Source organism: Maribacter sp. 1_2014MBL_MicDiv, from assembly GCF_001865655.1.
GTDB lineage: Bacteria > Bacteroidota > Bacteroidia > Flavobacteriales > Flavobacteriaceae > Maribacter > Maribacter dokdonensis.
Genome location: NZ_CP011318.1, coordinates 826,005 through 847,084 on the forward strand (window position 1 = coordinate 826,005; position 21,080 = coordinate 847,084).

At 33.8% G+C, this 21,080-nt stretch carries 21 protein-coding genes; 13 read left to right on the top strand and 8 right to left on the bottom strand.

The genetic code is table 11. The annotated features are described in order from the left end of the window. Positions 1–13: 13 nt before the first annotated feature. Entirely contained in the window at positions 14–1,513 is a 1,500-nt protein-coding gene (locus YQ22_RS03380) for a M20/M25/M40 family metallo-hydrolase (RefSeq protein WP_071340066.1), read from the top strand. A 97-nt stretch (positions 1,514–1,610) separates the two neighbouring features. Continuing rightward, positions 1,611–1,754 (top strand): hypothetical protein, encoded by a 144-nt coding sequence (locus YQ22_RS19150; protein ID WP_167342577.1) that lies wholly within the window; start codon positions 1,611–1,613, stop codon positions 1,752–1,754. A gap of 79 nt (positions 1,755–1,833) precedes the next feature. Here YQ22_RS19150 and YQ22_RS03385 read toward each other — a convergent pair whose 3' ends face one another. Then, positions 1,834–4,380, bottom strand: a complete 2,547-nt coding sequence (locus YQ22_RS03385) for a phosphoenolpyruvate carboxylase (RefSeq protein WP_071340067.1) — start codon at positions 4,378–4,380, stop codon at positions 1,834–1,836. Between the two features lie 296 nt (positions 4,381–4,676). Further along, a complete protein-coding gene (locus tag YQ22_RS03390) occupies positions 4,677–5,345 on the bottom strand; it encodes a uracil-DNA glycosylase family protein (protein WP_058105977.1) in 669 nt (222 codons plus the stop codon). Between the two features lie 77 nt (positions 5,346–5,422). Here YQ22_RS03390 and YQ22_RS03395 point away from each other — a divergent pair, with 77 nt between their 5' ends. Further along, positions 5,423–5,551 carry a 30S ribosomal protein THX gene (locus YQ22_RS03395; protein ID WP_071340068.1) on the top strand — a complete coding sequence of 43 codons (129 nt, stop codon included), beginning with the start codon at positions 5,423–5,425 and terminating at the stop codon, positions 5,549–5,551. A gap of 2 nt (positions 5,552–5,553) precedes the next feature. Here YQ22_RS03395 and YQ22_RS03400 read toward each other — a convergent pair whose 3' ends face one another. From YQ22_RS03400 to YQ22_RS03415, 4 genes are all read right to left on the bottom strand, one after another. Continuing rightward, a complete protein-coding gene (locus YQ22_RS03400; RefSeq protein ID WP_071340069.1) occupies positions 5,554–5,919 on the bottom strand; it encodes a hypothetical protein in 366 nt (121 codons plus the stop codon). A 45-nt stretch (positions 5,920–5,964) separates the two neighbouring features. Next, entirely contained in the window at positions 5,965–6,726 is a 762-nt protein-coding gene (gene yaaA, locus YQ22_RS03405; RefSeq protein ID WP_071340070.1) for a peroxide stress protein YaaA, read from the bottom strand. Positions 6,727–6,816: 90 nt separating this feature from the next. After that, positions 6,817–7,848 (bottom strand): RluA family pseudouridine synthase, encoded by a 1,032-nt coding sequence (locus tag YQ22_RS03410; RefSeq protein ID WP_071340071.1) that lies wholly within the window; start codon positions 7,846–7,848, stop codon positions 6,817–6,819. After that, positions 7,849–8,439, bottom strand: coding sequence for a PASTA domain-containing protein (locus tag YQ22_RS03415; protein ID WP_071340072.1), 591 nt, complete (start codon positions 8,437–8,439; stop codon positions 7,849–7,851). Positions 8,440–8,615: 176 nt separating this feature from the next. Between YQ22_RS03415 and YQ22_RS03420 the strand changes: the two genes are divergently transcribed. The 6 genes from YQ22_RS03420 to YQ22_RS03445 all read left to right on the top strand — a co-directional run bounded on the left by YQ22_RS03420 (position 8,616) and on the right by YQ22_RS03445 (position 16,213). Beyond that, positions 8,616–9,590 (top strand): D-alanine--D-alanine ligase, encoded by a 975-nt coding sequence (locus tag YQ22_RS03420; protein WP_071340073.1) that lies wholly within the window; start codon positions 8,616–8,618, stop codon positions 9,588–9,590. Positions 9,591–9,621: 31 nt separating this feature from the next. Next, entirely contained in the window at positions 9,622–10,074 is a 453-nt protein-coding gene (gene coaD, locus YQ22_RS03425; RefSeq protein WP_071340074.1) for a pantetheine-phosphate adenylyltransferase, read from the top strand. A gap of 123 nt (positions 10,075–10,197) precedes the next feature. Further along, positions 10,198–12,045, top strand: a complete 1,848-nt coding sequence (locus tag YQ22_RS03430; RefSeq protein ID WP_156894526.1) for an ATP-binding protein — start codon at positions 10,198–10,200, stop codon at positions 12,043–12,045. A 114-nt stretch (positions 12,046–12,159) separates the two neighbouring features. After that, positions 12,160–14,013 (top strand): PAS domain-containing sensor histidine kinase, encoded by a 1,854-nt coding sequence (locus YQ22_RS03435; protein ID WP_083414184.1) that lies wholly within the window; start codon positions 12,160–12,162, stop codon positions 14,011–14,013. Next, positions 14,000–14,404 carry a response regulator gene (locus YQ22_RS03440; protein WP_058105968.1) on the top strand — a complete coding sequence of 135 codons (405 nt, stop codon included), beginning with the start codon at positions 14,000–14,002 and terminating at the stop codon, positions 14,402–14,404. The genes YQ22_RS03435 and YQ22_RS03440 overlap by 14 nt, the downstream gene beginning before the upstream one ends. 66 nt (positions 14,405–14,470) lie before the next feature. Beyond that, positions 14,471–16,213, top strand: coding sequence for a M14 family metallopeptidase (locus tag YQ22_RS03445; protein WP_071340077.1), 1,743 nt, complete (start codon positions 14,471–14,473; stop codon positions 16,211–16,213). A gap of 2 nt (positions 16,214–16,215) precedes the next feature. Here YQ22_RS03445 and YQ22_RS03450 read toward each other — a convergent pair whose 3' ends face one another. After that, on the bottom strand, positions 16,216–16,806 hold the full coding sequence (locus YQ22_RS03450; RefSeq protein ID WP_058106014.1) for an NUDIX hydrolase: 591 nt from the start codon (positions 16,804–16,806) through the stop codon (positions 16,216–16,218). A 7-nt stretch (positions 16,807–16,813) separates the two neighbouring features. On the opposite strand from YQ22_RS03450, the gene pyrE reads away from it, so the two are divergent. Next, positions 16,814–17,458 carry an orotate phosphoribosyltransferase gene (gene pyrE / locus YQ22_RS03455; RefSeq protein WP_058105966.1) on the top strand — a complete coding sequence of 215 codons (645 nt, stop codon included), beginning with the start codon at positions 16,814–16,816 and terminating at the stop codon, positions 17,456–17,458. Positions 17,459–17,461: 3 nt separating this feature from the next. Further along, positions 17,462–17,854: an orotate phosphoribosyltransferase gene (locus YQ22_RS03460; RefSeq protein WP_071340078.1), complete on the top strand. Its 393-nt coding sequence runs from the start codon at positions 17,462–17,464 to the stop codon at positions 17,852–17,854. Here YQ22_RS03460 and YQ22_RS03465 read toward each other — a convergent pair. Further along, positions 17,851–18,582 (bottom strand): biotin--[acetyl-CoA-carboxylase] ligase, encoded by a 732-nt coding sequence (locus YQ22_RS03465; protein WP_058105964.1) that lies wholly within the window; start codon positions 18,580–18,582, stop codon positions 17,851–17,853. The two genes, YQ22_RS03460 and YQ22_RS03465, sit on opposite strands and share 4 nt — an antisense overlap. 93 nt (positions 18,583–18,675) lie before the next feature. On the opposite strand from YQ22_RS03465, the gene rsfS reads away from it, so the two are divergent. Both rsfS and ftsH read left to right on the top strand, forming a co-directional pair. After that, the gene (gene rsfS, locus YQ22_RS03470) at positions 18,676–19,053 is read left to right on the top strand and encodes a ribosome silencing factor (RefSeq protein WP_058105963.1); all 378 of its coding nucleotides are present in this window, start codon (positions 18,676–18,678) and stop codon (positions 19,051–19,053) included. A gap of 9 nt (positions 19,054–19,062) precedes the next feature. After that, positions 19,063–21,066: an ATP-dependent zinc metalloprotease FtsH gene (gene ftsH / locus YQ22_RS03475; protein WP_071340079.1), complete on the top strand. Its 2,004-nt coding sequence runs from the start codon at positions 19,063–19,065 to the stop codon at positions 21,064–21,066. Positions 21,067–21,080 lie beyond the last annotated feature (14 nt).

A 21,080-nucleotide genomic window follows, 5' to 3' on the forward strand; every position in this document is an offset into this window, starting at 1 on the left:
TACATGAACGACCATGAAAAAACTTCTTACACTTACATTCCTTTTATTACTTTTTACCGCCCATTCTCAAGACTCCATATTAATAAAATCTAAAGTAGCGAGTGCTATTGGCGAATTAAGGGAATTTGTAGCAATACCTAATGATGCATTAAATGCAGACGACATAGATTCTAACCTTTTTTGGCTGAGAAAAAAATTCACTGAACGCGGATTTAATAGTACCATTTTAGAAACCGAAGGGCTACCCTTATTTTTTGCCGCTCTACCCATGGACGACAACAAGCCAACTATTTTGTTCTATATGCATTTAGATGGGCAATCTGTAGACGCTGCAAAATGGGACCAACCTGATCCTTACAAAGTGGTGCTAAAATCTAAATCTGATGACGGTTGGAAGACCGAATCCTTTTCAGAATTAGATGATGACATCAACTATGATTGGCGACTTTTTGGAAGATCTACATCAGATGACAAAGGTCCTATCATTATGTTTTTAAATTCTATTGACGCACTTAAAAAAGATGCTATAGACATACCTTTTAATGTAAAGGTAATTCTAGACAGCGAAGAAGAAAAAAGTAGTGCACCATTACCACAAGCTGTACGCACCTATAAAGATTTATTGAAAGCCGATTTTTTGGTGATAAACGATGGTCCGGTTCATGTTTCCGGGAAACCAACAATAGTTTATGGCTGTAGAGGAATCACAACATTATCAATTACGACCCATGGTCCTATAAAACCGCAACATAGTGGTCATTACGGAAACTACGCTCCTAACCCTGGTTTTCAGTTGGCACAGCTACTAGCAACAATGAAAGATGCCAATGGCAAAGTTCTTATAAAAGGATATTATGATGGAATCTCATTAGATGATGCAACATTAGCTATTTTAAAAAGCGTTCCGGACAATGCCGATGTCATCAATAGCAATTTAGCCATCTCTAACCCAGAAAAGGTTGGCGGTTTTTATCAAGAAGCATTGCAATACCCTTCCCTAAACATTAGGGGCCTAGGTTCTGGATGGATCGGCGATCAAGCAAGGACTATTCTTCCTGCTACCGCTACAGCAGAATTAGATTTAAGACTTGTTCCAGAAACTGATGGTAACAGACTTAAAAAATTGGTAAGAGAACACATCAAAAATCAAGGCTATCATATATTGGACACGGAACCCACTATGGATGATCGTTTGAAATATGATAAAATAGTAACGATTAAAGAAGGCACGGTTACAGATGCGTTTCGTACAGATCTAAATAATCCGTTTGGGAACAATATTGTAAAAACAATGGAAAACAAATTTGGAGAAAAACCTGTTCAAATCCGTATAATGGGCGGTACGGTTCCTATTTCACCATTTATCAATGAACTGAAAATTCCTGCATTCATAATTCCAATGGTAAACCCAGATAACAATCAGCATAGCCCCAATGAGAATTTAAAAATTGGACAAATAGCGTATGGTATAAAATTGTTTTATGCATTACTTAGCCCAAGTGAAACTGAATAGTTTAGTTTAACACTCTATAACAAAGCTTTATCAACCAATTAACGGAGTTCTCATTTTCAATTTGTTATCTTAAATATGAATCTAAAAAATTGAAATTATGGGAATTATAAAAGATAATAAAAAGTTTAAAAGAAAAGTAGAACAGAATAACCCAACAAATCCGACGGGGAATACCAATATAGAAACAAACGATTTTGATATAGATAAGGAGACTATTAAAAATCAACAGAATAAAAAATAGTACACTATATCCAACAAAGTAAAAAGCCCGATTCAATGTTTTGAATCGGGCTTTTATTAGGATGTTATTTTATAAAAAACTATGCTGAGTTTCTACTAGCATTGATATTACCGTATAGTGATCTGGTAACAATCTTTTCGTACAATTCTTTATACTCCGTACCTTCTCCAATCCTTTGAAGCGCATATTGTTGAATAACCAATAAAGGCAAGACTATACTCTCACGAATTTTGATGGACTCCCTAGAAATTGCTTCTTTCTTCATTAATATTTCCATGCCAGATAGTTTTAGAAGCATTGCTTTAGATAATTCATATTCTGCATGAAGAATCTCCCAAAAAGCACCATACTCCTTATTTTCTTTCATATAACTGGTCAATTCAAAATAACATTTGGTAAGACTCATCATACTGTTCATCATCAAAGCTTGAAAGAACGGTACTTCTTGGTACAACCTTTTGGCCTCTTCAAATCTTCCATCTTTTTCAAGTTTCTCAAGAGCAGTACCAATACCATAATAACCTGGTACGTTCTGCTTTAATTGACTCCATGACCCTACAAATGAAATTGCCCTTAAATCAGACAATTCAAGTTTAGCCTTATTTCCTCTTTTTCCAGGTCTACTACCAATATTTGCTTTTGTGTAATATTTAAGCGTACTCATGTTTTCCAAGTACGGCATAAACTTATCATGGTGTTTTAGATCATCATACTTTTTAAAACTTAGTTCTGACAGCTCTTCAATCAACTCTCTATCAGCATCAGATATAACAATTTCTTTTCCTAAAATTGTGTTAGACAATCCGGCGGTCAATAGTTGCTCACTATTATAAATAAACTGTTCTTTGGTACCATAAGTACTTGTTATGGTCTGCCCTTGAATAGTTAATTGAATTTCATTGTTCGCCACTTTATTGGTCTGGGCAGCATAAAAACGATGCGTTTTTCCACCTCCTCTTGCCGGTGGGCCTCCCCTACCATCAAAAAATACGGCAGCAATATCATTCTGATCACAAACCTCTGAAAGCTCTTCTTTTGTCTTTAAAATTGACCAGTTGGCTTTTAAATAGCCCCCATCTTTAGTACCATCGGAAAATCCAAGCATTATAGTCTGCTTTTTATTTCTATTTTCTAAATGGTCCATATACTCAGGTAAACTGAATAAAAACTTCATGGTATCTTGAGCTGTATCCATTCCGTTCATTGTTTCGAATAAAGGCACTATATCAAACGTTATTTCTTTGTCTGCCCAGCCACACCATCTAAACAGTGCGTAAACAAACAAAATGGAATACTTATCTTCAGAATTACTGATAATGTATCTATTACATCCTTCTTCTCCATTTTTAGCCTGTATGGTCTGTAATTGAAGTATATTCTTAATAGTATCTTTTACAATATCTACTTCATAATCATCTGCTACCAAATTTAAATTCTTATGCAAAAGAATATCCAATAATTCCTCGTCAGATAACTCACTTAGCTCATCATTTATAAAACCATTCTTTTTTAATACTTCTACCATAACTTTGGTATGCATACTATGGTCTTGACGTATATCTATTGTAGCAAAGTGCACTTTGAATATCTTTACCTTATCAATAAATTTTTCCAAATCTTTTAGATAAAGACTTTGGTATTTTTCTATTAATATGGATTGTATTTCTTCTAAAGGAACAATTAAATCTTCATAACCAATATCCTTAGAACTATCGAACATGGCCGTGTATAAATTACCCCTAAGCTTCTGCAACGGTTCTTGTACATCTTTAAAGGTGAGTTTATGCACCAAACCTTTAAGGTCATTATAATAGCACTTCATTAACGTTAAACGAAGCTCGTTCATTACATCTCTGGTGATATCTGCAGTTACAAACGGATTTCCATCTCTATCACCGCCAGGCCAAAAACCTAACTTGACAATGTCATGATTTTCAAAATTCTTTGACCCTGTACTACCCTTGATATAAGCATACATATCACCAATTGCATCATAATATACATGTCTTAGCGTGTAGATTATATTTTTGGCTTCATCTAATGGTGTCGGTTTTTTTGCATTGATCAAAGACGTAAGGCCTAATTGTTGAAGACCTACATCTATTTCATCAATTTTATCTTCTAATATTAAAGTTCTAAGGTTTGTAATGATATCTAAAACCGCCGGAGTATAAAATTGTGTTGGGTGCGCCGTTAAAACTATACGTGCACTGAACGTACTCAACTTGTCCCAAATAGTATCCCAAGATTTATTCTTTTCAACCAACTGAAAATAATCTTTTAATGACAATGAACTAGAATGCTTGTGTAACTTTGGAAACGCCGCATCTTCTACACTATCATAAAGAACAACTTGTCTTTCTACATACTGTATGATGCGAAACATAAAGTCTATTTGTTCTTTTTCTGATTTTATTTCTACAAAATTCTCGAAAAAATTCTCAAGAATTTCTTTTGGGTTTAGTCCGTCACTTAACCCCTTTTCAGATTGATTCAGTAATAAAGGAATCAACATACCTACATTTTCAATATTCTCGTAGGGAAGGTTTAAGAATAGACTATTGTAAACATTAAATTTATTTTGAACAGATTTCTTAAATTCTGCTAATCTTTCTTTTTGTTGCATATATTAAAAAACTTTTAGTCGTACCATTACGACAAACTCTTTAAATTTCGAACATAAATATCGCTATTCCAAGAGAATTTAGAGAATGATTTTTGTGAAATATCATATTCATAGAAGTATACCACAAAATTGTCTGTATTGACAACAAATATTCCAAAAAACAGTAGTGCCTATATATCTTTACAGTGTAAATAAGTAAAAAATTTTTTCATTTTCATATAGTGTTCTCGTAAAAGAGTCTTGTCTTAAAAACAAGACTCTTTTTAGTTTATCCACTTACAGAACCATCACATCTATTAAAAATATTTTTTATACTGTAACACTCTAAAGTCTATTGTATTGAATTTAGGATTTTCACTTTTCATTTTCTTATACAAATCCAAACTACCTACTGCCCTATTTGCTGCACCAGAAGGTGCCGTTAACGAAACCGTTCTTATAAGTTTATTAGTACTTGGGTGTACAAACTCATGAATTCTAGGCACCTGATTAGAAATCAATTTTAATGCTACCGCACTTTCCTTTAAATGTTTTCGGAAAAAATATTCCGGTCCATTTTTACTATTACCACCTGTAAATAAAAGCGTGTGTATTTTTTGATATTCTTCTAGATACCCGAGAACATTTCTTAATGCTATATTCTGCATACCTAAATCAGAGGCATCAATTTTCTCTCTTTCTGCAGAAGCTACTATGTCGCATATGCCAATTTTTCTATCCTTCAAAAATATTTTGCGCTGATCAATAGCTTTACTAGTGGTTTCAAATTTCAAATTAAGATCAAAGATTTTATTTAAAATAGGCCATAGCTGCCCGTCCCTGCTTCCGTAACAAAAGTTTACATCTCCTTCTTTTAAATCACCGGTAGTAAAACGAGGTGGCGGTAAGGTCCCCACTATAAGTTTTTCAGTAGAATTGTCAATAAATGGTTCATATGGGTGAATATGCTTAAAAATCTTTTGCATTAGTGATTTATTCTCTTGAGCCTATTAAAATGACCGATCATGACTAAATTACTTACTTTAATAGAAAGAACAATATTATGGGTAAAGGAGACAGAAAATCTAAAAAAGGAAAAATATCTAATAATTCTTACGGGGCAAGAAGACCTCGTAAAATTAAAAAGAGACCTACCGTAGAAGAAAAAATAAAAATCAGTAAAAAGAAATAGTTCTAATCGTCTATTCTAAAGGTTAAATCTACTTGGTTATCTTCATCCAAAGATATTTCATAGGTATAAAAACCAATAGGTAAGGAATCTGATAAAACATCTGTTGGAAAATAGTTAAGACTTGTTGAATCTGTAAGTATCGCTATTGCAGGATTGGCGAATGCAGTTTCAAACTCCATATAAGTTGAAAACTCATCTGCCGCAATATTCTCATACACAGTATCTTTATCCGCAATTCTTACTTCACTAAAAAAAAGTTCTGTGCTATTGTGAATACGGATATTGACAAGATTAACCTCATCATCCCTATCAGTACACGAGATTAATAGGACAACGATAATTACAGATAGCAAATAAACCCTTTTCATAGACGTCTTGTTATACCTTTAGAACGAAAAAGAGATAATAATATTTTATCTAATAAAAACGGGTTGATTTTCTTTTAAAGTATGCTCTTTACTAAACTGATAATCATCTAAATTAAAACCTTTTATATCTTCAAGAGTTTTTGCATTTGTATCAATAATATACCTCACCATAGAACCCCTAGCTTTTTTGGCAAAAAAGCTAATTATCTTTAACTGATCATTCTTCCAATCTTTAAATACCGGAGTAATAATATCTGCTTTAATTTTTTTCGGTTTTAATGCACTATAATATTCGTTACTGGCTAAGTTCACCAATAGCTCCCCTTCTTCCATTTCATTGTTCAAATGATCGGTAAGCCTTTCTCCCCAATATTCATATAGGTTTTTCTTTCTTCCAATTTTTAAAGATGTTCCCATCTCTAAACGGTAAGGTTGCATAAGGTCTAGAGGTTTCAATATACCATACTGCCCCGAAAGAATTCTGAGCGATTGTTGTAAAATTTCAATCTTCTCTTCGGTTAACGTATAAGCATCTAAGCCTTGGTATACATCACCGCTAAAGGCATAAATTGCCGGTCTGGCATTTTCAGGTGTAAACGGTGTTGTAAAATCTTGATTACGCTGCCAGTTTAATTGTGCCAAGTTATCTGAAATGGACATCAATTCAGAAAGTGCTTTTGGCTTTTTCTTCTTTAATATTTTATTCAGCTTTTCAGCATCTTCAATAAATTCTGGCGATGTATATTTAGTTGTTGGCAAGTCACTTTCATAGTTCAATGACTTTGCCGGAGAAATAACAATTTTCATAATGCAATTTTAATTCTCCAAAAATAAACATGATCAACTTGAAGACCTACAAAAGATATAAAAGAGTTTAAATAGTGCTATTGAAAAATCTTATGCTGTACTGTTCTTGCTATAGCTACGCCATTTTTCAATTGCATTGGCCATATCATCTGGTATTTCAGAATCAAAACTCATATGCTCACCCGTAACAGGATGTATAAAACCTAAAGTTTTGGCATGTAATGCCTGTCTAGGCAATAGTTTAAAGGTATTCTCCACAAATTGTTTATACTTTGTAAAGGTTGTTCCCTTCAATATTTTTTCACCACCATAACGCTCATCATTAAAAAGGGTATGACCTATATACTTCATATGAACCCTAATTTGATGTGTTCTACCCGTTTCTAGTTTACATGATACTAAAGTAACGTAACCTAATCTTTCCAAAACCTTAAAATGGGTAACTGCTTCTTTACCTTCTTCCCCTTCAGGAAAAACATGCATTTGCAATCTATTTTTAGGGTTTCTACCTACATGACCCTCCACAGTGCCTTCATCTTCTTCAATATTACCCCAAACTAAAGCTATATATTCCCTTTCTGAAGTCTTATCAAAAAACTGCTTGGCCAAATGGGTCATTGCGGCTTCAGTTTTTGCAACTACCAATAAACCAGAGGTATCTTTATCTATACGATGCACCAAACCGGGTCTCTCGTTACTGTTAGATGGCAAATTATCTGTATGATGTATTAAGGCATTAATTAAGGTTCCTGAATAGTTACCATGCCCGGGATGTACAACCATGCCTGCAGGTTTATTCACCACTAATAATACATCATCTTCATAAACAATGTCTAAAGGTATATCTTCTGGAACCAATAAAAACTCATGCGGTGGATGCTCAAAAAGAACCTTTACCTCATCACCTGCCTTTACCTTGTAGTTAGATTTTACAATCTGATCATTGACCCAAACATGACCATCTTTCGCAGATTGTTGAATTTTATTTCGCGTAGCATTTTCAATGAAATTCATTAAAAACTTATCCACTCTTAAAGGTACTTGACCTTTAGACGCTACAACTCTATGATGTTCAAAAAGTTCGCCATCTTCATTCTCAGGGCGCTCCATTTTCTCTTCCATCTAATCTTCTGATTCAGATTTAATAATGGCTCTTTCGGTAATACTACCATTTCCACAGATCAATTCTATCTTAGATGTTTTTGGCAACTTATCACCGGGCTTAATATCCTTGCCCTTAAATTTTATACGGTACACCATATCTTTACCCAACTCATCTATATAGGTAACCCTTTGTACATCTAAACCAACTGCCTTTAACATTGAAGAGGCATTACGCTTGGTCACTTGTATTATTTGAGGAACGGTAACTTTCTTATATCCAGAAGGATTTACCGTAAAATACACCTTTCTATTTTCCTTTACTTTTGATCCTGCCGTAGGGTTTTGTTCTATGATTGAAAATCTAGGATAATCTGGATTGTAATTTGCAGAGTCCAACACTTCATATCGCAAACCGGCCTCTTCAATAGATTTTCTCATTTCCATGACAGACTTCTTAGAAAAGTCGGGCACTTCTACAAACTCACCATGATTAGTAGTACTGTTCAAGTACCTTAACACAAGAAAAATGGTAGTTATCAATACCAGTACCGCAAGCCCTAGTTGAATTAAAAAGGTTTTGCTTTTTAAAAAATTGAAAAAATTCCTCATAGATATTATTTGACCCGACAAATATAGTAAATGCCCCCGTACCAATTCATGCGCATAGATCTATAGTTAGACCATATCCATAAAAATATATTCCCTTAGATGAATGCTAAAGGTTTTCTTTTATATTTTATTTCAATGCTTCATCTTTGCTAAAGCAATCTTAACTGACCAAATAGATGAAAAAAAATATTGCAATTATAATGGGCGGCTATTCTAGTGAATATAAAATATCCCTTAAAAGTGGTAATGTGGTCTATAATTACCTAGATAAAGAAAAGTTCAACCTTTATAGAATTCATATTTTTAAGGATAGATGGGTTCATGTCGATGATAATGAAAAGGAAACCCCCATTGACCGGAATAATTTTTCCATTCCCCTTAATGGCACATCGGTAACGTTTGATTGTATTTTCAATGCTATTCACGGATCACCAGGTGAAGATGGCTTAATGCAAGCCTATTTTGAACTCTTAGGACTAAAACATACTTCATGTGATTTTTACCAGGCCGCCCTTACCTTTAATAAAAGGGATCTATTAAGTGTTCTTAAACCTTACGGCATTAAAGCAGCACCATCTTATTACTTAAACTTAGGCGATGATATCAATGAAAATGAAATCATAGAAAAAGTAAAACTTCCCTGTTTTGTTAAAGCGAACAAATCTGGAAGTAGTTATGGCATCACCAAAGTATATGAAGCCAAAGACCTAAAAAGTGCCATTGAAACAGCATACAAAGAAGACGATGAAATTATTATTGAAGGTTTTCTTGAAGGAACCGAAGTATCCGTAGGTGTTTTAAAACTGAAGGGAGAAACAACTGTTTTCCCTATTACCGAAATTGTTTCTGAAAACGATTTCTTTGATTACGAAGCCAAGTATGAAGGTAAATCACAAGAAATTACCCCTGCTAGAATTAATGATACACAATTGAAAAATGTTACTCAAGCCTCCAAGAAAATATATGAAGTTTTAAAAATGACCGGTTTTTCCCGAAGTGAATTCATCTTTATTGGTGACGAGCCTTATTTATTGGAAATGAACACTACACCGGGTTTAACCACGGAAAGTATCTTACCTCAACAAGCAAAAGAGGCAGGTATTGACCTGGGCATGTTATTTGAACATGCTATAACAGAGGCATTGTCTTAAATTACCTATATTTAGAAAGTAAAATCAATATATGAGACGCGCAATTTTTCCTGGATCTTTTGACCCATTGACCTTAGGTCATCATGATATTATTATGAGAGGTATTACTTTATTTGATGAAGTAATTATTGCTATAGGAAAAAATGCAGACAAAAAATACATGTTCAGTCTAGAACAACGTATAAAATTTATTGAGGAAGCTTTCAAAGATGTACCATCTATATCCGTTAAGTCTTATGAAGGACTGACAGTAGATTTTTGTAAGAAAGTAGATGCTAATTTTATTTTAAGGGGATTACGTAATCCCGGGGATTTTGAGTTTGAGAAGGCCATAGCCCATACAAATAGAAAGTTATCTGAGATAGAAACCGTGTTTTTATTGACCTCATCGGGCAAATCGTACATTAGTTCGTCTATTGTAAGAGACGTAATACGTAATGGAGGCGATTATACAGGTTTAGTACCCGATTCTGTAAGAAAATAGATGCATTTCATCGGCCTGACAACATAAAAAGCCATCTCAACCACACTTTTTCGCAAAAACACAACAATTTACAAGGCAAGGTTGATATATTCTTATAATTTAGTAGGAAAATTCTTTCCACCTATGCTGAAATCAAAAAATAGTTCATCATTTTCTTTAGATTGGATCAACCAAATTCCATCGTCTATTGCTATAATAGATACCGGTTTTAATTTGATAAGTGCTTCACCAAGATGGCTCGCCAATTTTCAATTGGATCTTGACCAAATAGAAGGTGAAAACTTTATAAGTCTATTTCCTGAATTGTCTCAAGATCTTTCTACCCGTTTAAAATATAGTTTAGACGGTTTGCGGGATATTAAATTTAAATACAACGCAAAAGATTGTCATTATTCATCTGAAGATTCCATATGGCACTTAAATCCTTGGAAAGACGGATATGGAAATATAATTGGTGTGATCATAAAAGTTGAGCCCATTACCAAAACAGAGGAATTGGAATTGGAGCTTAACAAGACAAAACTTTTACTCAATACTAAAAGTTCTGTTGCTAAAATAGGCAGTTGGGAGCTAGACATTATCAACAACTCTTTACATTGGACACCAATTGTAAATAAAATATATGGTTTAAAAACCGACTTTGAACCAACTTTAGAAAATGCTATCGCTTTTTATGTAGATGATTCTAAAAATATAATTCAAAAAGCTGTAGATGAGGCAATCAATTTAGGTAAACCATGGAATGTTAAAGCCCAGTTGAGAAAACAGGATGGTAATGTAATATGGGTAAACACCATTGGTAGACCAAAGTTTAAAGATGGTAAGTGCATTAGAGTCATAGGAACTATTCAAGAGGTTGATGAAGAAAATCAAATAGATATTCAACTTTCAAAATTGGAAGACGAACTCAATGAATACCCTTTATTTGAGAAAATTCCCCACGGTCTTGCCATTGTTGATTATGAAACCGGAAGATTCATAAATGTCAATCATCAATTTTTAAAATTATCCGGGTTTGATAAAAATACCTTTTTAAACAAGAGTTTTAAAAAGTTTGTAAATACTTCATTTATAGGTAAATTAGAAAGTATAGTGCATCAATTAGAAGAAAATGGCGCATTTAAGCCTGTTAAATTCACTTTCACTAATAAACTGAAACACCAATTAAATTTAAAGGTTACAGGAAATTTGGTAGTGGGCAGAAACAATAAAAAGAGTATTCTCTGCACTGTAGAAAATATTACCACACAAACTAAATTAGAAAAAAAATTAAAGAATACGATTTCGGCATCAAGAGAAAAAAATAATCAACTTCTCAATTTTGCCCACATGGTTTCTCACAACCTTAAAACTCATGCGACTAACTTTTCGTTGCTCTTAAACTTTCTTAATGATGAGAAAGGTCTAACGCAGCGAAATAAGTATATGACCATGCTTTTTAACGCATCTGACAATTTATCTGAAACAATTAAAGGTCTAAGGGAGATTGTAGCGGTTAAATCAAATGTAAACAATGAAAAGAAATCACTTAACCTTAACGAAAGTGTTTTTGTTGTGGAGCAAAATGTAGCAGGATTGCTTAAACAGACCAATGGTAAAATTATTAATGAAATTTCAGATAACACGACCATTAAAGCTTTACCAGCTTACTTAAATAGTATTTTAACCAACTGCATTACCAATTCTATTAAATATAGGTGTGAAGAAAAAAACCCTATTATAATTTTAAGCGCACAGGAAGATAAAAACTATACCACTTTAAGCGTTGAGGATAACGGATTGGGGATAGATTTGGAAAAGTATGGAGACCAACTTTTTGGTCTTTATAAAACCTTTCATAGAAACAAAGAATCTAGAGGTATTGGTCTTTACATCACAAAAAACCAAATGGAAGCCATGAACGGTAAAATCACTGTAGAAAGCACACCTGGGCAAGGTTCTATTTTTAGGTTTCATTTTAACAAAAAGTAAAAACATAATTAAAAAGTATCTTTTTAAATCTTTTACAACGTAAATGGCAGCATTCACAACAATTATATAGTTAAATATGCCATTCCCGTTAAATTCGTAAGAAATTTCATCGGTATGGTAAAAGTTCCCCTAACATCAAATGCCTCGTACTTAATTAGACAATTGCCGGCACCAACAGCCTTCATTGATACTAATTTTAATATTGTTCAGACTTCTGACAAATGGACGAGTCTTTTTAATAAACATAATGAGTGTTGTAAATCTGATAGCTTATTTGACGTTTTTCCCGATTTAAGCCATAAATGGAAAATGGTAATAGAAAATTGTTTTAAAGGTAATCCTCAGCCAATGGGCATTCATAAAGCCACTGATTGCGACGGACAAGAGCTTTGGTTCGAGTGGAGCAATGCGCCTTGGTATGATGTTGATGAAAATATCGTTGGGGCCATCATTCAATTAAGTAACATTACCGATGCAGTAAACAATGAGCTTGAATTGAACAAGAAAGAACTATTTCTTCAACAACAAGCAGAAATCACTAAAATTGGTAGATGGGAGTATAATATTGCCGAAAACCAACTTATTTGGTGCGAAACTACCAAAGCCATACACGAGGTACCGCAAAATTTTTCTCCCAACATTGAGAGTGCCTTATTTTATTATAAAGAGGGGCATAGTAGAAATACCATTTCAATGGCTTTGTACGAAGCACAAAATAAAGGGAAGGCATGGAGTAATTTAAAATTACAGATCATAACCGCTACCGGAAAAGAAAAATGGGTAATGGCCGGGGGGAAACCTATTTATAATAAAGGTAAAATGGTTGGTCTTATAGGTACATTTCAAGATATACATGAGCAGGTTGAAGCAAACATTAAAACTATAGATAATGAAAAATTGCTTAGAACGCTAATAGACAATTTACCCGTTAATGTATACATTAAAGATACAGAATCCAGAAAGGTATTGATCAATAAAGCGGAATGCGAATACCTTGGCGTAAAAGACCCAAAAGAAGTTATAGGTAAAAACGATTTTGACCTTTATCCTTTTAAGACCGCAGAAAAAATACGAGCAGAGGATTTAAAAGTAATGAATACCCTTGAACCAATTATTGGTAAGGAAACAAAAAAAATTACTTTAGAAGGTAAGTCAACATCTTTTCTTAGTTCTAAAATTCCATTATTAAACAGTAAAGGAATAGCTTATGGTATTGTAGGTATTAGTTTAGACATTACAAAACTTAAAGAAAAAGAAAAAGAGTTAAGAAACATTATAAACATTGCCTCGGTACAAAACAAAAAACTACTGAACTTTGCACATATAGTCTCACATAATTTACGTTCTCACTCGGCAAATTTTTCAATGCTGCTGAACTTTTTAGAAAACGAAAAAGATGAAGATGAAAAGACAAAGATCGTAGAAATGTTGACCAAGGCCTCTAATAGCTTACTTGAAACCTTAGACAATTTAAATGAAGTAGTTTCAATAAATACTAACACCAATATAGAAATTAAAGAACTTTATTTAAATGAAAAGATAACAGATGCTAAGCAAGGTTTATCTTCACTTATTTTAAATAATAATGCCACTATTGAAAACAACATACCAGAAGATTTCACGGTAAGTTCAGTACCGGCATATTTAGATAGCATTTTAACCAACTTTATTTCTAATGCGGTAAAATATAAACACCCCGAAAGAGAAGCCAAAGTTGAATTAAGTGCGGAGAAAAAAGATAATTATTCAATATTGACCATAAAAGACAATGGTTTAGGAATAAATTTGGAGAAATATGGCAAAAAACTCTTTGGTATGTATAAAACCTTTCATGACCATAAAGATGCCAGAGGTATAGGACTATACCTAACCAAAAACCAAATTGACGCTATGAACGGTAAAGTTGAAGTTAGTAGTGTAGAAGGAGAAGGAACAGAATTTAAAATTTTCTTTAATGAAAAAAATTAGTGATATCACTATTATAGATGACGACGCAATTACCGTTTTTGGTTTGCGAAAATTAATCTCTTCTAGCGTAGATTGTAATACGATTGCATCATATGCAAATGGCAAAATTGCCATAGACGCTATGATCGATTTTTTTAATAATGAACAACAAATTCCGCAAATTATATTTTTAGATATCAATATGCCTATTATGGATGGATGGGAGTTTTTAGAAGCTTTCATCAATCTTCCCATTACCGATAAAATTAGAATTAATATTGTCACCTCTTCAATTGACCCTCGTGACCAACAACAATGGGAATATTTTAAAGGTAAAAGTCATCATCTCATAACTTTTAACCAAAAACCGATTGATAGAAATAAAATTGTAGAAATTACCCAAGTTGCATAAACCAATAAAGTAATCCTTATTTTTACAATCAATTAATGGCCTTTAAACCAATTTAATTGATTGTTCATGAAAGCGATCCTACCTCTATTATTGTTTTTTTCATTGATTTCTTGCGAGAATAAGATTGAAGATACCAAAACAGATTTTCCTACACCGTTTGAAACTTCCAATAAAACCGAAACGGCTACCTATGAACAGGTAATAGAATTTTACATAAAACTTGCCAAAGAATTTTCAACTATAAACATACAGACCATTGGCACTACTGATAGTGGCAAGCCGCTACATGTGGTAACATTTAGTAGCAAAGGTGATTTCGATTTCAAAAAATTAGCGATGAACAATACCATGTTATTGATCAATAACGGTATTCATCCTGGGGAGAGTGATGGTATAGATGCTACCATGTTACTTTTTAGAGATTTGGCAAGCAATGAAATTAAAACGCCTGAAGAAACCATTATTGCTACCATACCTGTTTATAATGTTGGTGGCGCCCTTAATAGGAACAGTACCACACGTGCCAACCAAAACGGTCCGGTTGAATATGGTTTTAGAGGTAATGCCAAGAACTATGACCTTAATAGGGATTTTATAAAAACGGATACCAAAAACACAGAAACCTTTACCAAGATTTTTCATCTAATTGATCCAGATGTTTTTATAGATAACCATGTTAGCAACGGTGCGGACTATCAATACACCCTTACCCATTTATTTACCCAGCACAATAAATTAGGAGGAAAATTGGGTAAATATGTTCATGATGACCTAATGCCCCAACTACAAGACTCTTTATTGAACAACGGGTGGGATATTACGCCCTATGTAAATGTATTTAACTCACCGCCAGAAAATGGATTTCAGCAATTTCTGGACAACCCTAGGTACTCTACGGGGTACACCACGCTATGGAATACCGTAGGTATGATGGTAGAGACACATATGCTAAAACTCTACGATCAACGTGTAGCGGGAACGTACCAACTCATGTTGAACATGATTGCCATAGCAGAAAAAGATGGCAGCAAAATAAAAGAAATGAGAAATGCTGCAAAAAACGCTTTTCAGCAGAATGATTACTACCCTACTCAATGGCAAGTAGATACAACTAAAGTTTCAAATTTTATATTTAAAGGGTTTAAGGCCGATACATTAACTAGCGAAATTACTGGTTTTAACAGACTAAAATATAACCGAGAAGTACCTATAGAAACTGAAATAACTTATCAAGATTATTTTAAGGCATCTGACTCCATCCAAATACCAAAAGCATACGTACTAGGAAAGCAGTGGCACAATGTTATTAAAAGATTAGACTTGAATAAAATTTCGTACACTGAATTAAAACAAGATTCCACGATATTGGTCGAATCATATCAAATTGACGATTACAGTACGTATACATCACCTTACGAAGGTCATTATCCTCATTATAATACTTCTGTAAACGTGACCAATATTACTAAAGAATTTAAAGCTGGTGATATTGTAATACCAGTAGATCAACCCGGTCTTAGGTATATTATTGAAACGTTGGAGCCTAGTGCCGTAGATTCATTTTTTAACTGGAACTTTTTTGATACTATTCTACAACAAAAAGAAGGATTTTCTCCTTATGTTTTTGAGGACACCGCTTTAGAGATGCTAAACAATGATACCATACTAAAATCTGAATTTGAAAATAAAAAGATAGAAGACTTAGATTTTAAGAACAACTGGTACCTACAACTAAAATGGTTATTTAAACATAGTAAACACTATGAGGAGGCTTACATGCAATATCCGATCTATAGAATAACTAACTGAATTTAATCTTCTTCAAATAGAATTCTTATGTTCACATAAGAATTCTCCAAGGCTTTTTTAATTTTTTCAGGACCTTTCCATCTAACTTTAAAAATGCCTTCTTTTTTTTCAGGTTTTAATTTACCCTCATAATCGGTACTCATTTCGTACCAAAATACTTGTTTGAGTTTGGTAATACCATTACGTCTAAAAACATGATATGTAGTGCGCAAGTAATTATCCAATCGGAGGCCTTTGACCCCTGTTTCTTCCTCTACTTCACGTATGGCACACTCTTCAATTGTTTCGCCTTTATCAAGTTTTCCTTTTGGCAAATCCCACTTATCATTTCTATAAATGAAAAGAACTTTTCTTTCCTTATTGTACACAACACCACCTCCAGCAATAACCAGAGGTATTTCTTGAGTAAACTTTTTTAAAATTTCATCGTGGTTTGGGTGGTATATGAACGCTTCCTCCAACTTCCCCTTCCTCAATGAACTTATAGCCTCTTCAATAGACTCCTTATTTAACAAAAAATACTCACCCTTTGTGGTATCGGAGAGTTTATTTGTTAAAATCAAAGGCAATTCATTAACAAAAACTTTATACATTTGCGTCATGGTTTTAGACAAAAACACTGCAAAAAAAACGGCAGAGCTTCTCTTGCAAATTAATGCAATAAAATTGAAACCCGAAAATCCTTTTACATGGGCTTCGGGTTGGAAATCTCCTATATATTGCGACAATAGGATTTTACTTTCTTACCCTATCATCCGAAACTATATTCGTGATGAAATGGCTAAGCAAGTTGAACAATTATATGGCAAGCCAGATTGTATTGTTGGGGTTGCCACCGGGGCAATTGGCATTGGTGCTTTGGTAGCGGACAAACTCAACCTACCATTCGTATATGTACGTCCTGAGCCCAAATCTCACGGGCGTCAAAATCAAATAGAAGGTCATTTAGAAGCACACCAAACGGTGGTTGTGATCGAAGATTTGATCAGTACCGGTAAAAGCAGCCTAAATGCCGTAAAGGCACTAAAAGCTATAGATGCCAAAGTTAAAGGCATGTTGGCTATTTTTACCTATGGTTTTGAAACTGCCGATTCTAATTTTAAAGAAGAAAATACAGAGTTGCACACGTTAAGCAATTACGCTCATTTAATTGAACAAGCTTCTGACACTGGTTATGTAAAAGAAGAGCAATTAGCAACTTTAATGGAATGGAGGAAAGACCCTTCTAAATGGACAAATAAATAATATATGTTTATAGAAACGCCTAAGGCACAAGTAGCAAAAAGTAAAGAAGATACTTTTAACTTTTTGAACGAACTATCTAATTTTAGACAGTTAATGCCAGAAAACATTGATAAGTTCGAAGTACTTAATGAAAATAGATTTCTTTTTGCCTTAAAAGGCATGCCCGAAATTGTATTGGAAAAAAAAGAGCAAACTCCTTTTGAACAAATAATTTTAGGTGCGGCCAGTGATAAATTGCCATTCACCTTAACGGCAAACATCCAAGAAGTTGATGGTCAGCAAAGTGAAGTTATTTTAAGCTTCAAAGGTGAATTTAATGCCATGATGGCCATGATGATCAAATCACCAATCACGAATTTTATAAATACGCTTTCAACAAATTTGTCAAAAATCTAATACAGTAACTGTATTTCTTTTAAGCCAAATTCTTGAAAATCACCATTTACTAGTTTCACTACCAATTTACCGTCAATAGAAACTTTTTCAATTGTACCGGTAATTTGTATGTCATCGTGAATCTTGAACGTACTCATTTGCCCTTTTTTAAATAAATGGGCATGATACTGTGCATACAATTCACTTTCCATTAATTGAAAAGGTTTGATCATGTTTTGATGTAGATGTTCTATCAGCGAATAAAAAATTTCATCAAGATCAAAATCAGTACCGGTTATCGCATTTAATGAAGAGGCATGTGGTGCGCTTTTAAATGATTTTTGGTTTACATTTAAACCAAAACCTATTATACTCCGCTTTATTTTAGAACCAGTTATGATATTTTCGATTAAAATACCGCCGATTTTGTAATTACCTGACAGAATGTCGTTTGGCCATTTAATACTTAAATCAGGTATATCAAAATCTTTTAAGCTCTCTATTATAGCCAATGAAACACAAACACTTACAAGAAAAACCCGTTGAATAGGAATATCCAAATTCTTTTTCAATATGCTGAATGCTAGATTCTTACCAGGCTCAGATTCCCATTTCGCATTTAACTGCCCCCTACCTGAAGTTTGATTTTTGGTAGTTACGACAGTAAAATCATCTAACTCCCTTTTAAATGACAAATCTTTTAAATAGGTATTTGTAGATTGCGTGGCATCAAGTTTGATTATTTGCATTTACAGTTCTTATTGTGAATCTTTAATGTATTGTTAAAAACTAGACCTAAAAGAACAAAAAAATAATAACTTTGTAAAAATTAAAATTTTTGAATGCAGGAAAATAAAACTAGCGCAGATGAGTTAATTGCATTAATTATACAAGGAGTTGACGAAGTAAAAGGACAAAATGTAAATCTATTAGATTTAAGAGAAATTGAAAACACCGTTTGTGATTACTTCATAGTTTGTAACGGTACGTCCAATACGCATGTAAATGCGATCGTAGGTTCTATCCAAAAAACAGTAAGTAAAGCGATTCAAGATAAACCCTGGCACGTAGAAGGCGAGGACAATGCCGAATGGGTATTGATGGACTATGTAAACGTAGTAGTCCACGTATTCCAAAAGCAAGTTCGAGAATTTTATGACATAGAAGGTTTATGGGGTGATGCAAAATTCACGACCATAGAAAGTAGCGTTAATCAATAAAAAATTAAAATGGCAAAAGAAAACAAAACAAGTCCGAAAAAACCAAAATTTAGTTCTTGGTGGATTTACGGATTGGTAGCAGTATTACTTATTGGATTCCAACTGTTCAATAGTGATGACTTAGCTAGCACACAAAAAACGACTACTTCAGAATTACAGCAGTATTTGAGAAATGGCGATGTAAAAAAGATATTGATCATCACCAATACCAATCAAGCTAAGGTTTTTTTAACCGATGAGGCCATCGCAAAAGAAGTACATAAAGATGTAAACGAGAAGTCCTTTCTTCCATCATCTGGCAATGTACCTCAGTATACCTTAGACTATGGTGATCTTCAAATATTTCAAAATGAAATAACTGAAATCAAAAAAGAGAACAATTTAGATACCATTATTGAATTTGGAAAAGAATCTACAGCCATTTTAGATTTCCTTTTATCCTTATTACCATTTGTATTGATTATTGGTATTTGGATCTATCTAATGCGTAGAATGTCTGGCGGAGGCGGAGGCGGTGCCGGTGGCCAGATCTTCAACATCGGAAAATCTAAAGCGAAGTTGTTTGACGAAAAGACAGATACAAGAACTTCTTTTAAAGATGTTGCCGGTTTAGAAGGTGCAAAAGAAGAAGTTGAAGAGATCGTAGAATTCTTAAGAAACCCGGATAAGTATACATCATTAGGTGGTAAAATACCAAAAGGTGCATTACTAGTAGGACCTCCAGGAACAGGTAAAACACTTTTGGCCAAAGCCGTTGCAGGTGAAGCTAAGGTACCTTTCTTTTCTTTATCCGGATCAGATTTCGTTGAAATGTTCGTAGGTGTAGGTGCATCTAGAGTACGTGATTTATTCAAGCAAGCTAAAGACAAATCTCCAGCAATTATATTTATTGATGAAATTGATGCTATAGGTAGAGCCAGAGGAAAAAATAACTTCACGGGATCTAATGATGAACGTGAAAATACATTGAACCAGCTATTGACCGAAATGGATGGTTTTGGCACTAACACCAATGTAATAGTACTTGCCGCTACCAACCGTGCAGATGTTTTGGATAAAGCATTAATGCGTGCCGGTAGATTTGATAGACAGATTTATGTTGACCTACCGGATATTCGTGAGCGTAAGGAAATTTTTGAAGTTCATTTAAGACCTATTAAAACTGCTGAGACTTTAGATTTAGATTTCTTGGCAAGACAAACACCTGGTTTCTCAGGTGCTGATATCGCCAATGTATGTAATGAAGCCGCTTTAATAGCTGCTCGTAATGAAAAGAAAGCGGTAACCAAACAAGATTTCCTAGACGCTGTAGATAGAATTGTTGGTGGTCTTGAAAAGAAAAATAAGATTATAACACCTGGTGAAAAAGAAACCATTGCTTACCACGAAGCTGGTCACGCAACCACAAGCTGGATGCTAGAACACGCTGCACCGTTAGTAAAAGTTACTATTGTACCAAGAGGACAATCTTTAGGAGCAGCTTGGTATTTACCTGAAGAGCGCTTGATCGTTAGGCCTGAACAAATGCTTGATGAAATGTGTGCAACTATGGGCGGTAGAGCTGCTGAAAAGGTAATTTTCAACAAAATTTCCACAGGCGCTTTGAGTGACCTGGAGAAAGTAACCAAACAAGCTAGGGCAATGGTTACTATATACGGACTTAATGATGAAATAGGAAACATTACTTATTATGATTCATCAGGTCAAGATTCTTATGGATTCTCAAAACCGTATAGCGAAGACACCGCTCGTAAAATAGATGCCGAAATTTCAAAAATTATTGAAGAACAGTATCAACGTGCCATTAAAGTTTTAACGGACAATAAAGATAAACTAACCACTTTAGCAGAACGATTGTTGGAGAAAGAGGTTATCTTTAAGGAAGATTTGGAAAAAATCTTTGGTAAGCGAAATTTTGAAAAAGATATTTTAGCGTTAGAAAACGAAAAGAAACTTAAAGAAGAAGAGGATAATAATTCTACAGAGCAGCAAGAAATTACTGAAAATAAGTAAAATTGCAGTACTTT

Excerpts from the sequence above, each read along its gene's own strand:
- YQ22_RS03380 (WP_071340066.1), top strand. The coding sequence starts at position 14 with ATGAAAAAACTTCTTACACTTACATTCCTTTTATTACTTTTTACCGCC.
- YQ22_RS19150 (WP_167342577.1), top strand. The coding sequence starts at position 1,611 with ATGGGAATTATAAAAGATAATAAAAAGTTTAAAAGAAAAGTAGAACAG.
- YQ22_RS03385 (WP_071340067.1), bottom strand. The coding sequence starts at position 4,380 with ATGCAACAAAAAGAAAGATTAGCAGAATTTAAGAAATCTGTTCAAAAT.
- YQ22_RS03390 (WP_058105977.1), bottom strand. The coding sequence starts at position 5,345 with ATGCAAAAGATTTTTAAGCATATTCACCCATATGAACCATTTATTGAC.
- YQ22_RS03395 (WP_071340068.1), top strand. The coding sequence starts at position 5,423 with ATGGGTAAAGGAGACAGAAAATCTAAAAAAGGAAAAATATCTAATAAT.
- YQ22_RS03400 (WP_071340069.1), bottom strand. The coding sequence starts at position 5,919 with ATGAAAAGGGTTTATTTGCTATCTGTAATTATCGTTGTCCTATTAATC.
- yaaA (WP_071340070.1), bottom strand. The coding sequence starts at position 6,726 with ATGAAAATTGTTATTTCTCCGGCAAAGTCATTGAACTATGAAAGTGAC.
- YQ22_RS03410 (WP_071340071.1), bottom strand. The coding sequence starts at position 7,848 with ATGGAAGAGAAAATGGAGCGCCCTGAGAATGAAGATGGCGAACTTTTT.
- YQ22_RS03415 (WP_071340072.1), bottom strand. The coding sequence starts at position 8,439 with ATGAGGAATTTTTTCAATTTTTTAAAAAGCAAAACCTTTTTAATTCAA.
- YQ22_RS03420 (WP_071340073.1), top strand. The coding sequence starts at position 8,616 with ATGAAAAAAAATATTGCAATTATAATGGGCGGCTATTCTAGTGAATAT.
- coaD (WP_071340074.1), top strand. The coding sequence starts at position 9,622 with ATGAGACGCGCAATTTTTCCTGGATCTTTTGACCCATTGACCTTAGGT.
- YQ22_RS03430 (WP_156894526.1), top strand. The coding sequence starts at position 10,198 with ATGCTGAAATCAAAAAATAGTTCATCATTTTCTTTAGATTGGATCAAC.
- YQ22_RS03435 (WP_083414184.1), top strand. The coding sequence starts at position 12,160 with ATGGTAAAAGTTCCCCTAACATCAAATGCCTCGTACTTAATTAGACAA.
- YQ22_RS03440 (WP_058105968.1), top strand. The coding sequence starts at position 14,000 with ATGAAAAAAATTAGTGATATCACTATTATAGATGACGACGCAATTACC.
- YQ22_RS03445 (WP_071340077.1), top strand. The coding sequence starts at position 14,471 with ATGAAAGCGATCCTACCTCTATTATTGTTTTTTTCATTGATTTCTTGC.
- YQ22_RS03450 (WP_058106014.1), bottom strand. The coding sequence starts at position 16,806 with ATGTATAAAGTTTTTGTTAATGAATTGCCTTTGATTTTAACAAATAAA.
- pyrE (WP_058105966.1), top strand. The coding sequence starts at position 16,814 with ATGGTTTTAGACAAAAACACTGCAAAAAAAACGGCAGAGCTTCTCTTG.
- YQ22_RS03460 (WP_071340078.1), top strand. The coding sequence starts at position 17,462 with ATGTTTATAGAAACGCCTAAGGCACAAGTAGCAAAAAGTAAAGAAGAT.
- YQ22_RS03465 (WP_058105964.1), bottom strand. The coding sequence starts at position 18,582 with ATGCAAATAATCAAACTTGATGCCACGCAATCTACAAATACCTATTTA.
- rsfS (WP_058105963.1), top strand. The coding sequence starts at position 18,676 with ATGCAGGAAAATAAAACTAGCGCAGATGAGTTAATTGCATTAATTATA.
- ftsH (WP_071340079.1), top strand. The coding sequence starts at position 19,063 with ATGGCAAAAGAAAACAAAACAAGTCCGAAAAAACCAAAATTTAGTTCT.